Raw genomic sequence first — 11,838 nt, 5'->3', positions numbered from 1 at the left:
GTTCCGACCGCCACCCGCATCGAAGCCATCACTTCGACCTCAGGGCCTCAGATCCCACCGGATCCGGGGCCCTGACGGCTGTGCGCCCCGCCGGTCGGGCTTACGGTCGTCCGGTGAAGGCTCCCGATTCTTCCGCCGCGACGGTCCCCGGCACCGGGGCGGGGGTGGTCCGGGACACCCTGACGTTGACCCTCTTCGCCGCGCTCGGGGTGATGGCGTTCCTGCTGAACGGTCTGGGATCGATCCTCGTCCCGCTGCAGGAACAGCTGGGGGTGACGGCGGCCGACGTCGCCTTCTATCCCACCCTTTTCGCAGTCGCGCTCATCGCGGTGGGCCTGCTCGGCGGGCCGCTGGTCCACCGACTCGGGCATCGCTCCGGACTGATCCTGTCCATCGCCCTGCTGGGTGCCGGTGCCGCCCTGCTGGCCAGTCCGGCGCGGCTCCTCACCCTGGTCGGGGCCGTCGTCCTGGGACTGGGGGCGGCCCTGTCCGTCCTGCTCGTTCCGGTGGCCCTGACCGGCCGCCACCAGTCGGCCGGACCGGCCGTCCTGGGCGAGGCCAACGCGGTCGCCAGCATCACCTCGCTGCTGGCCCCCATCTGCGTCGCCACGGCACTGGGGCTCGGGTGGGGCTGGCGAGTCGGGTACCTGCTGCCGATCCTGCCGGTGGCGCTGGTCGTGCTCTTCCTGCTGGTGCGCCGGCCTCTCGGGCTGAGCGGGCCGCGCACGACGCCCGCGGTCGCCGACCCGTCGGTCGGCGGTGCGCCGGCCCCGGTGACCGCGCCCGGCCTGGCGCCCGGGCGCCTGGCCCCGCGTCTCGCGGCCGTGCTGCTGGCCGTCAGCGTCGAGTTCGGCTTCGTGCTCTGGGCGGCGCGCGCGTTCGTCGATTGGCACGGCGCGGACGTCGCCGTCGCCGCTGCCCTCAGCTCGGCGTTCCTCGTCGGCATGGCGGTGGTCCGGGCGCTCTCGACGCCGCTCAGCGCCGGGCGTCATCCGTTGGCCGTGGTCGGGGTGGCGGCCCTCGCGGCGCTCGCCGGGTTCGTCGTCTTCTGGACGGTTCCGTCGGTCGCCGGGTCGGCCGTGGGCCTGCTCATCGCCGGGGGCGGGGTGGCGCTGATGTATCCGCTACTGCTCGGACGGGTGGTCGCGGCCCGGCCGGGGGAGACCGATCGGTCCTCGCGCTTCGGCACCCTCATGTCGGGGTTGGCCATCGCGGGCGCCCCGCTCGGATTGGCCGTCCTCGCGGACGCGGTCGGCCTGCGCTCGGCCTACCTGGCCGTGCCGGTCGTTCTGGTACTACTGGCCGCCTACTGCCTCGTCGTGGTGCTGCAGGACCGGACCACCGGACCCACCACCCCCGACTGAGTGGTGGGTCCGCCGGCGCGGACGTGCCGCCCCCGACCGGGGCACGTACGGGACCGGGATCAGGGGGCCCCGCGGCTGCGCTGCTGAACCGCGGGGCCCGATGGACGCCGCCCGGTCGGCGAGGGGCTCGACCGGACGGCGTCGTTCGTCGACGGCCGGCCAGCGGCGGTAGCCATCGGGAAATCAGGAGACATTCGATGTTCCGGGTGACAGATCAGAACCCGGGCAGGAGGAGCAGCCTGCTCAGCAGCGCTGCACGTGTCGGGCGGCGTGCTGGACGGCTCGGTCCAGCTCGGCGAACGAGTGGTCGACGACGTGGTCCGGGTCGTCGGCCGGCAGTGAGCAGTGCAGTCGCTGCGGCAGTCCGGCGGCCTCAAGGGTCGCCGCGTGGTCCGGGCGGGTGCCCTTGAGCAGCACGGTCACCCCGTCCGCCGTCCACTGGTCGATCCGTTCGGCCAGATGGGCTGCGCCGCTGATGTCCAGGGCGTGCACCGACGACAGCCGCAGCACCAGTACCGACGTCGACGGGGCCAGTGCGAACGTCGAGAACAACGTGGGGGCCGCCGCGAAGAACAGCGAACCGTCGACCCGCTGCACCTCCACACCGGGCGGCGGGTCGATACCGGTGCCGGCAGCGCCCGGGGTCAGTCGGCTGCTGCGCGCGACCGCCCGCAGCGCCAGCAGACCGGCGAGCACGATGCCGACCTCGATGGCGGTGATCAGATCCACCAGCACGGTCACCGCGGCGGTGACTGCGAAGATCGCCCATTCCGCCCGGCCTGCGTGGATCACCGAACGCACCACCCGGGACTCGACCATCCGGACCGCGGTGACCATCAGCACGGCGGCCAGCGCGGCCAAGGGGATCCCGGAGACCAGTGTCGCGCCGAACAGCACGACCGCGAGCAGCACCAGGGAATGGACGACGGCCGCCACCCGGGTGCGTGCACCCGTGCGGACATTGACCGCCGTCCGCGCGATCGCTCCGGTGGCCGGCATCCCGCCCACCATCGCCGACGCCACACAGGCCAGCCCCTGACCGAACAGCTCCCGGTCGGGCTCCGTGCGGCGGGCCGGTGGGGCCCCGGCCAGGCGGTCGGCCACCCGGGCCGACAGCAGCGACTCGATGGCGCACAGCGCGGCCACCGCCAGGGCCGGACCCAGCAGCGACGGCAGCGCCGACAGCGACAGCACCGGTAGGGACGGCGTCGGCAGGCCTTCCGGGAGCGGGCCGATGGTCGGCACGGCCAGCCCCGTCTCGGCCACCAGGACCGACGACACGACCACCGCGACCAGGGACGCGGGGATGCCGCGCACCCACCGGGGCAGGACGACCATGATCGCCACGACGACCGCCACCACGACCAGCGATGGCCACACCGCCGGCCAGCTCGCGTGCAGGGTGGCCGTCACCGCCGCCGCGACCGTCGACTCTCCGCTGTGCTCGACCGGGGAGACCAGCGGGATCTGCTGGAGGAAGATGATGGCGGCGATGCCGAGGGTGAAGCCCTCCAGGACCGGCCAGGGCAGGTAGGCGACGAGCTGGCCCAGCCGGGCCAGCCCGGCCGTCATCACCAGGACGCCCGCCAGCAGCCCGATGACGGCGACCGCACCCGGCCCGTAGTGGGCGACGATGGGCACCAGCACGACCGTCATCGCACCGGTCGGCCCGGACACCTGCACGTGGGAACCACCGAAGACCGCGGCGACCACGCCGGCGACCACCGCGGTGATCAGCCCGGCTGCGGCGCCCAGCCCGGAGGAGACCCCGAATCCGAGGGCAAGGGGCAGCGCGACGACGCCGACCGTCAGTCCGGCCGTCAGGTCGGCGCGCCAGGACGTGCGAGCGCCGCGGTAGTCCGCGGCCCGGGGGAGGGCCACGGCACCGAGGTGCCGGAGCAGGCCGGCCAGGGGGCGCCCCGGGGGAACGGGGCCGCCCGCAGGTGGACCGCCGGTGATGGCGGCACTCACTCGCGAACCTCCGCGTCGGCCGGCCGGCTGCGACCCAACTCGGACTCCAGGTCGGACCGCAACAGCTGGTCCTCGTCCAAGGTGCTCAGGAGGAACTCGCGCGCCGCCCGCAGGAATCCGGCCACCGAGGGGTTGGTCAGTCGGTAGCTCACGCTCGACCCGGACCGCCGGGCGACGACGACCCCCACCCCGCGGAGCACCGCCAGGTTGCTGGACAGGGTGGACGGTTCGGTCGCTGTCGCGGCCAACAGCTGAGCCACCGTCATTCCCTCGCCGTCCGCCAACAGCTCCAGCACCCGGATGCGCAGCGGGCTGCCCAGGGCGCGGAAGAGCGCGGCCTTCCGCACATGGACGGGTCCGGCGGCAATGTCCACTGGCGGCATGACCTCACCGTACACGCGAATTCGTGATTTCTCGAAGTCGCAAGGAAACGATCACGGCGTTGCCCGCCGGTGTGACGGCGGGTTGACACGCTGTCGCGGACAGTGGCGAAACCAGTGTTGGGAGCAGCGGTGTCGGATTCGGGTCGCCGGTGGTGATCGCGGCGGCCCGGGCGGTTCGGGACCGGCCGCCGCGGGATTCGTCGGCGCCCCGCCGGGGAAATGCCAAGCGGAGTCGGTCGACAGGATCGGCGGGAAGGGACCAAGACCATGGGTGTGCTGCTACGCGCCAGTGAAGTGGCCAAACTGCCGGTCGTCACGTTCGCCGGAGAGGACGTGGCCCAGATCAAGGACGTCGTGTACGTCGGCAACGGCGGAGAGGTGGCCGGCTTCACGCTGAACGGCCGCGGCTTCTTCGCCGGGGCCCTCAAGGTGACGCTGCCCTGGGCCAAGGTCGTCGGGCTCGGCCCCGACGCTGCCATCATCGCCGACGAGGACGCCCTCGTCCCGCCCGAGGAGCTACTGGCCGCGGCAGCCGGGGAGGACGGCACGGGCGGCGCGGCCGGGGACGTCCTGCGTTCCCAGGTGCTCACCGACGACGGCACGGCGCTCGGCGTGGTCGTCGATGTCGTCCTCGGCATCGGTGCACCCGCCGGATCGGACCAGCATGGCAAGGCCGACGTCGTCGGCTACGAGATCGACCCCGCCGAGAGCCTCGGCCGCGGCAAGAACCGGCTGTTCATCCCGTTGCCCGACACGCTGGCCGTGTCCGGTGAGCACCTCATCGTGCCGGCGGTGGCCCGCGACTTCGTCACCGACGACCTGGCCGGGTTCGGCGCCGCCGTCGACGACTTCCGTGCCCGCCTGCGCGGTTTCGAGAACGAGGGAGGGAACCGCTGATGATGTTCACCGATGTGGTGGGCCAGAAGGTCGTCGCCACCGACACGGCCGTGACCGTCGGGAAGGTCGCCGACGTCGTCGTCGACGCCCAGACGCGTACCGTCGTGGGGCTCACCCTGGCCAAGACGCCGGGCGAGGGCACGGCGCTGCCGTGGGCCAACCTGAAGGCCGTCGGCACCGACGCCGTGACCGTGGCATCCGCCGACGCCATCGTCGTCCCTGACGAGGAGTTGGCCCGGCTCAGCGACAAGAAGCACACCATGCTGGGGAAGCGGGTGCTCAGCACCGCCGGTGTCGAGATCGGCAAGCTCAAGGACGTGGACTTCGACCCGTCCGACGGTCGGGTCATCGGCCTGATCCTCGACACCCAGGCCGTGGACGCGTCCTACCTGCTGGGCTGCGGCTCATGGGCCGTGGTGCTGCGCAGTGCCGACATGCCGCCGACCGATGGCTCGTCGAGTTCCGTCGCGGCGGAACCGACCAGCGCCAGCTGATCGGCCTCTCGTCGCGCCGTCGACATCGGCCCCCACCCTGCGGTGGGGGCCGATGTCGTTGGCGGACAACCGTCTCCGGGTCAGGCCGGGGTTCGCCGGCGCTCCAGGTCGACGGCCGCGCTGATCAACCCGATGTGGCTGAACGCCTGCGGGAAGTTGCCCAGGAAGGCGCCCGTCCGCGGATCGATCTGCTCGGGCAGCAGACCCACATGATTGGCCCGGGAGCACAGACGGTCGAGCAGTGCGGCCGCCTCCGCGTCGCGACCCTGTCGGGTCAGGTTCTCGACCCACCAGAACGAACAGAGGACGAACGCACCCTCCTCACCGGGCAGCCCGTCGGGGCTGACGTCGGGGTGGTAACGGTGCAGCAGATCGGCGCCGGGTTCCGGGTGACCGAGGGAGGCGACCACGGCCTCGACGGTGGCGACCATCGCCGGTTCGTCGGCCGGCACGACCCGCCGCAACGGCAGCGTCAACAGGCTGGCATCCACCGTCCCGCCCTGATCGAGATGCTCGGTGTAGTGACTTTTCTCGTCGTCCAGGGCGCGGTCGCGCACGGCGGCGAGGATCTCGTCGGCCGCATCGGACCAGCCCTGGGCCTCTTCGGATCGACCGGTCGACCGGGCGATCCGGGCGAGCCGGTCGACCGCCACCTGACAGAGCGCCACCGAGTAGGTGAAGGGCCTGCCCTCCTGGCGGATCTCCCAGATGCCGTGGTCCGGGGTCTGCCACTGGTCCAGCGCCCGGTGGCCGAGATCGCACAGGGCGGACCACATCTCGTCATCGACCTCGCCACCGGCCCGCACCCACTGGTAGGCGCAGTCGATGATCTCGCCGTACACGTCGTGCTGGATCTGGTCGCTGGCGGCGTTGCCCCATCGCACCGGCCGGGAGCCGGCGTACCCGGCCAGGTGCGGATCCTCCGACTCGGTCCGCGGCTGCTCACCGTCGAGCGTGTAGAGCAGATGGGGGCGGTCGTTGCGGACGCAGTGGTCGAGCACCCACCGCAGGAACGCCTCGCCCTCGGCGACCAGGCCGACGCGGCGGAGCGCGTACACCGTGTAGGCCGCATCGCGGACCCAGGTGAAGCGGTAATCCCAGTTACGGACGCCGCCCAGGGTCTCCGGCAGTGACGACGTGGGGGCGGCGACCAGTGCGCCGTTCGGTCCGTAGTCGCACACCTTCAAGGTGATCGCGCTGCGCCGGACGAGCTCCCGATGCGGCCCGTCGTAGTCGATGCAGGCCGCCCAGGTCCGCCAGTGACCGATGGTCCGGTCGAGAGCGACGTCGACCGCGGCGACCGCCGCGGCCGTGCCCGGCGCCGCATGGGAACCGTCGCCCGCCGGGCCGGTGTCGGCCGCCCAGGTCAGTCCGAACGCGCAGGTGTCACCCGCGACGAGGTGCAGTCGGTCGGCGCCGTCGACCAGGCCGGGCATCGCACGGGTGGACCAGCAGCGCAGCTCCGGGACATCGGCCGACCAGCCGTCCGGGGCTGGTCCGCCCGGCCAGCGCAGACCGCTGTCGGCCTCGCGAACCGGGGCGGCCCCGCCCCGGACGGAGATCTCGACCTCGAGATCGACCGCACCCTCGAGCACCTCGACCCGGCGGAGCAGCTCGCCGGCCGCGGAGCTGGTGCCGGACCGGAACGGGGCCGACAGCACGAGGGCGTCGCGGATCTCGACGATCCCGCTGTCGGCCGTGAGCCGGGTGCGCAGCACTGCGGTGTCGGTCTCGTAGACCTGGTGGACGGATCGCAGACCGCGGGGACGGACGACCCACCGGCCACCGGTCGCCGGGTCCAGCAGGGCCGCGAAGACGGCGGGGCCGTCGAACCGGGGTAGGCAGAGCCAGTCGATCGTGCCGTCGGTGGCGACCAGCGCGGCGGTGGCGCTGTCGCCGAGGACGGCGTGGTCCTCGATCCGTACGGTGCCCGGGGCGGGGAAGTCGACGGTCATGTGGTGATCACTACCCCGGTCGGCCGGCCGCCACCCCGGCCAGGGTCGATCGGAGCCGGAACGACACGAGGCCCGGTCATGACGACCGGGCCCCGCGCACGCGACCGGCGCACCACCGGTCGGCTCGTTCAGATGGCGAGCAGCACCTCGGGGTCGACCAGAGCCTCGACGGCGGCGCGGGCGCTCGCAGCGTCGACGGCGTCGCGGGCGGCGGCGGCCATGGCCTGGCACTCGGCCAGATCCGTCCGCGCCAGGGCGAACCGCACGGCGGGCACCCCGTTGGGGGCCATGGACAGCGACGTGATGCCCAGCCCGACCAGCACCAGGGCGAGCAGCGGATCGCGCGCCGCCTCACCGCAGACGCCGACCGGCTTGCCGGCACCCTGCCCGGCCTCCCCGGCGTAGGCGATGAGGTCGAGCACCGCCGGCTGCCACGGATCGAGCAGTTCGGCCAGCTCCCCGGCCATCCGGTCGGTGGCCATCGCGTACTGGGTCAGGTCGTTGGTGCCGATGGAGAAGAAGTCGACCTTCTCGATGAGATGGCGACCCCGCAGCGCGGCGGCCGGGACCTCAATCATGATGCCGCCGACCGGTAGGCCTTGGGCCTTGACCTGGGCCTCGAAGGACTCCGCCTCGTGGACGGTCGACACCATGGGTGCCATGACCCACGGCTTGGTCCCGGTCTCCTTGGCCGCCTGCGCGATGGCCTCGAGCTGGTCGGCCAGCAGCTGCGGATACTTCTTGTCCATCCGCAGGCCACGCACCCCCAGCGCGGGGTTCTCCTCCTCGTCGCTGGGCGCGAAGGCCAGCGGCTTGTCGGCGCCGGCGTCCAGGGTGCGGATGACGACCTTGCGGTCACCGAACGCGCTGAACACCCGCGAGTAGGCCTTGATCTGCTGCTCGACGCTCGGTGCGGTCGCCGAGTCCAGGAACAGCACCTCGGTGCGGAACAGTCCGACGCCCTCGACGTCCTCCTTGGCCGCCCGTTCGGCGTCCTCGACCTTGCCGACGTTGGCCAGCAGCTGGATGCCGACGCCGTCCTTGGTTCGGCCCGGGCCGGAACCGGCGGTCTTGAGGGCCGCGCGGGCGTGGGCGCGGGCGGTCACCTCGTCGCGGAGCGCCTGATCGGGGTCACGGGTGATCGACCCGGCCGCAGCATCGACCGCGACGACGTCACCGTCGGACAGGGTGAGCGCGCCGGACACCCGCACCACGCAGGGCAGGTCGAGCTGGGCGGCGATGATCGCGGTGTGACTGGTCGGGCCGCCGAGCTCGGTGACGATCGCGACCACGTGGTCCAGGTCGAGGGTGGCGGTGTCGGCGGGGGCGAGGTCGGCGGCCACCACCACGGACGGCTCCGTCATCGTCGGCAGGCCCGGCGCGGGGACCCCCAGTACGTGGGCGACGATCCGGTCCCGGACGTCCCGCAGGTCGGTGACGCGCTCGGCCATGTAGCCGCCCATCGATTCCAGGACGGTGCAGAACCCCTCGACGGCCTGGTCGACCGCGGTGGCCGGACCGGTACCGGCCTTCATCCGACGCTCGACGTCGGCGTACAGGCCCGGGTCCTGGGCCATCAGCGAGGTGGCCTCCAGGACGGCCGCCACCGTCGGATCCGCGCCGGCCGCCTTGACCCGCAGTTCGGTGGCCACCGCGTCGAACGACTGCTTGACCAGGGACGCGCTCTCGTCGAGGTTTTCCGGCGCCGCCTCGTCGGCGGGCGGCCGGACCGGCGGGGCGAGCTTGACGACCGTGCCGACCGCAGAGCCCCGGCCGACGCCGACCCCGCTCAGGTCGGCCGCGGCGGATCCGCTGTCACTTCCGGTGCTGTTCGCGGCCTTCGCAGTGGTGGAGGTCATAACGCCTATTCAACTCCTTTTCGGATGCCCCGCAGGACGAGCCGGACGCCAGATGGTTCCCGAGGTATCGGGGGTGGGATGGAACGGTCGATCGCCGGCGGTACGGCGTTGCGGTTGTCGTCCGGAACGACAACGGCGGTGCCATCCCGTCACCGGAAGGCACCGCCGTTCTGTTCAGAACGCAGCTCGCGACATCCGCCACGCGGTGGGCCGATCGTCCGGGTCGCGGACCCGGGTCGTCGGCCCGATGACGTCAGTGAGCGGCGTCGTGGTCGATCTCGAGCAGCTCGACCAGCTGGTCGAGAGCCTCGTCCGCGCCATCACCCTCGGCCGTCAGGGTGACCTCGTCGTTGTTACCGACCCCGAGGCCCATGACCATCAGGATGCTGCGGGCGTCGACCGGGTCGTTGTCACCCTTGGCGATGGTGACGGGCAGGCCGGTGGCGGTGACGGCCTGGACGAACAGCGAGGCGGGCCGGGCGTGCAGACCGACCTTGGACGCGACCTTGACGGTGCGGCTGGGCATTCATGCTCCTCGGGGGACGTTCCGGAGATTGACCCGCACAGGGGTGCGGGCCGCCGGGGGATCGGACGACGTGACGGTCCGGCGAGCCGGACCGGGAAGTGCTCAGGTGGTGCGAGGTGGAACGGAGTGCGGCGGAGTGGCCGGACGGCCGGTGGCCGGTCGCACCCGCGGCCCGATGACCGGGCGTGGGGCACTGTAGCTGCTTCACGACGGCCGGGGCTGCGACATCTATCGTCGCAGCCCCGGACCAGTCGCGCAGCAGCAGGGTGTGGTTCAGGCCACTCCCCGCCGGATTCCGATCGGAACCGACCGGGATCAGATCAGACGGCGAGACCCTCGCGGGCGTCTTCCTGCTTCGCCAACGCCTCGGTCTTGCGAGCGTCCAGGGTCATCAGACCGATGACGGCGGCCGCGGTGATGACGGTGCCGACAGCGATGGCCACGACGTACATGACCGGATTGCTGATCAGCGGCAGGACGAAGATGCCGCCGTGTGGGGCGCGCAGCTCGTTGCCGATGCCCATGACCAGACCGCCGGTGACGGCCGAACCGAGCATGCACGAGGGGATGACGCGCAGCGGGTGGGCGGCGGCGAACGGGATGGCGCCCTCGGTGATGAAGGAGGCACCCAGCAGCCAGCAGGCCAGACCGTTGTCGCGCTCGGCCTGGGTCCACAGGTTCTTGCGGACCAGGGTGGCCAGGGCCATGCCGAGCGGCGGGGTCATGCCGGCGGCCATGACCGCGGCCATGATGGTCAGGGCCGGGCCACCGCTCTCGCTGGTGATGGCCGTGGTCAGACCGGCCGCCGCGAAGGTGTAGGCCACCTTGTTCAGCGGGCCACCCATGTCGAACGCCATCATCAGGCCCAGGACGATGCCCAGGATGATGCCGCTGCTGCCGCCCAGGCCGTTCAGCCAATCGGTGAGCGCGGTGGTCAGCGCAGCAACCGGCTTGCCGACCACGAAGATCATGAACAGGCTGACCACGATCACCGACACCAGCGGGATGACGACCACGGGCATGATGCCGCGGACACCCTTGTGGACCGGGATGCGGGTCATCGCGTAGGCGACACCACCGGCGGCGAAACCGGAGATCAGGCCGCCGAGGAAGCCGGCGCCCAGCACGGCGGCGAGCAGGCCACCGACGAAACCGGGGACCAGACCCGGACGGTCGGCGATGCCGAAGGCGATGTACGCCGACAGCACCGGGACCAACAGGAAGAACGCGATCTTGCCCAGCGCGAACAGCAGCCCGGCGAAACCGGCCTGGGCCAGCAGGGTGTCGAAGCTCTGGCCGGTCGGGAAGCCGAGCGGCAGGTTACCGGCGACGTTCTCGTAGGTGACGCCCTCGAAATCACCGCCGTACAGCTTGGTGACGATCTCGTCGCCGCCGAACAGGAAGCCCAGGGCGATGAGGATGCCGCCGGCGGCGACGAACGGGATCATGTAGGAGACACCGGTCATCAGCCACTGGCGGACCTTGGTGCCGGCGCCGACCTTGCGGGCGTCGTTCCCACCGGAGCGGGGGGCCGCAGCGGCTGCCGCCGTCGCGGCGGCAGCGGCCGGGGTGCCGGCCTTGGGGGCGTTCTCGACGGCCGCGATGGCCTGCTGGATGACGGCGGGGCCGTCGTGCACGGCCTTCTTCACGCCGACGTCGATGGTGGGCTTGCCGGCGAACCGTTCCTTGCCCTTGACCTCGAGGTCGGCGGCGAAGATGACGCCGTCCGCGGCGGCGATGACGTCATCGGACAGCGGGACGGTGCCCGCGGAGCCCTGGGTCTCGACCTGGACCTCGTGGCCGACGGCCTTGGCCGACTGCTCGAGGTTCTCAGCGGCCATGTAGGTGTGCGCGATGCCCGTGGGGCATGACGTTACGGCGACGAACTTCATCAGCCAGCCACCTCTCCCTGAACGTAGGAGGCGACCGACGCGGCGTCGGGGGCCTGCTGGATGGTCTCCTTGAACGCGGGGCGGACGAGCCGCCGGGCGAGCGCCGCGAGGATGGTCAGGTGCTCGGAACCGCCACCGGCGGGGGCGGCGATGAGGAACACCAGGTTGGCGGGGCCGTCGGGCGCACCGAAGTCGACACCGGCGGGCACCCGGGCCAGGCCCAGGGACGGGACGGTGACGTGCTCGGACCGCGCGTGCGGCAGGCCGATGCCGCCGGGCATGCCGGTCGCCATCTGCGCCTCACGGGCGGCCACGTCGGCCAGGAAGCCTTCGAGGTCGGTGACGCGACCCGCGTCGGCGAGCTTCTGGGCCAGCTGACGGGTGGCGTCGGCCTTGTCCGTGGCGGCGAGGTCGAGCACCACCAGTTCGGGAGTGATCAGGTCGGTCATGGGGCTTCCTTCTTCGCTGAGGGATGGGTCGGGGGTGTGGTGACGGCT

Annotated in this window: 10 protein-coding genes; 3 read left to right on the top strand and 7 right to left on the bottom strand. The window is 72.1% G+C overall.

Annotation, left to right across the window (positions count from 1 at the left end; genetic code table 11):
* Positions 1-113: 113 nt before the first annotated feature.
* Positions 114-1,364: an MFS transporter gene (locus FDO65_RS04950; protein WP_137448304.1), complete on the top strand. Its 1,251-nt coding sequence runs from the start codon at positions 114-116 to the stop codon at positions 1,362-1,364.
* 243 nt (positions 1,365-1,607) lie between these two features.
* Here FDO65_RS04950 and FDO65_RS04945 read toward each other — a convergent pair whose 3' ends face one another.
* On the bottom strand, positions 1,608-3,335 hold the full coding sequence (locus FDO65_RS04945; protein ID WP_240757428.1) for a SulP family inorganic anion transporter: 1,728 nt from the start codon (positions 3,333-3,335) through the stop codon (positions 1,608-1,610).
* Positions 3,332-3,718 carry an ArsR/SmtB family transcription factor gene (locus FDO65_RS04940; protein WP_137448303.1) on the bottom strand — a complete coding sequence of 129 codons (387 nt, stop codon included), beginning with the start codon at positions 3,716-3,718 and terminating at the stop codon, positions 3,332-3,334. The genes FDO65_RS04945 and FDO65_RS04940 overlap by 4 nt, the downstream gene beginning before the upstream one ends.
* A 267-nt stretch (positions 3,719-3,985) precedes the next feature.
* On the opposite strand from FDO65_RS04940, the gene FDO65_RS04935 reads away from it, so the two are divergent.
* Together FDO65_RS04935 and FDO65_RS04930 are read left to right on the top strand one after the other, a co-directional pair.
* Complete coding sequence (locus FDO65_RS04935; protein WP_137448302.1) at positions 3,986-4,615, top strand: PRC-barrel domain-containing protein; 630 nt, start codon at positions 3,986-3,988, stop codon at positions 4,613-4,615.
* On the top strand, positions 4,615-5,109 hold the full coding sequence (locus FDO65_RS04930) for a PRC-barrel domain-containing protein (protein ID WP_137448301.1): 495 nt from the start codon (positions 4,615-4,617) through the stop codon (positions 5,107-5,109). Before FDO65_RS04935 ends, FDO65_RS04930 begins: the two co-directional genes overlap by 1 nt.
* 80 nt (positions 5,110-5,189) lie before the next feature.
* On the opposite strand, the gene FDO65_RS04925 is transcribed toward FDO65_RS04930, so the two are convergent.
* The 5 genes from FDO65_RS04925 to FDO65_RS04905 form a co-directional block, all read right to left on the bottom strand.
* Positions 5,190-7,064 (bottom strand): glycoside hydrolase family 15 protein, encoded by a 1,875-nt coding sequence (locus FDO65_RS04925; protein ID WP_137448300.1) that lies wholly within the window; start codon positions 7,062-7,064, stop codon positions 5,190-5,192.
* 128 nt (positions 7,065-7,192) lie between these two features.
* A complete protein-coding gene (gene ptsP, locus FDO65_RS04920; RefSeq protein WP_137448299.1) occupies positions 7,193-8,923 on the bottom strand; it encodes a phosphoenolpyruvate--protein phosphotransferase in 1,731 nt (576 codons plus the stop codon).
* A gap of 253 nt (positions 8,924-9,176) precedes the next feature.
* Positions 9,177-9,449: an HPr family phosphocarrier protein gene (locus tag FDO65_RS04915; protein ID WP_137448298.1), complete on the bottom strand. Its 273-nt coding sequence runs from the start codon at positions 9,447-9,449 to the stop codon at positions 9,177-9,179.
* Between the two features lie 320 nt (positions 9,450-9,769).
* Entirely contained in the window at positions 9,770-11,341 is a 1,572-nt protein-coding gene (locus FDO65_RS04910) for a PTS fructose transporter subunit IIC (protein ID WP_137448297.1), read from the bottom strand.
* Positions 11,341-11,790, bottom strand: a complete 450-nt coding sequence (locus tag FDO65_RS04905; RefSeq protein WP_137448296.1) for a PTS sugar transporter subunit IIA — start codon at positions 11,788-11,790, stop codon at positions 11,341-11,343. The genes FDO65_RS04910 and FDO65_RS04905 overlap by 1 nt, the downstream gene beginning before the upstream one ends.
* Positions 11,791-11,838: the final 48 nt, after the last annotated feature.

The sequence above is a fragment of the Nakamurella flava genome (assembly GCF_005298075.1).
Classification (GTDB): domain Bacteria; phylum Actinomycetota; class Actinomycetes; order Mycobacteriales; family Nakamurellaceae; genus Nakamurella; species Nakamurella flava.
The sequence above is the reverse complement of the archived record's forward strand: the minus strand, read 5'-3'. Positions and strand labels throughout refer to the sequence as shown.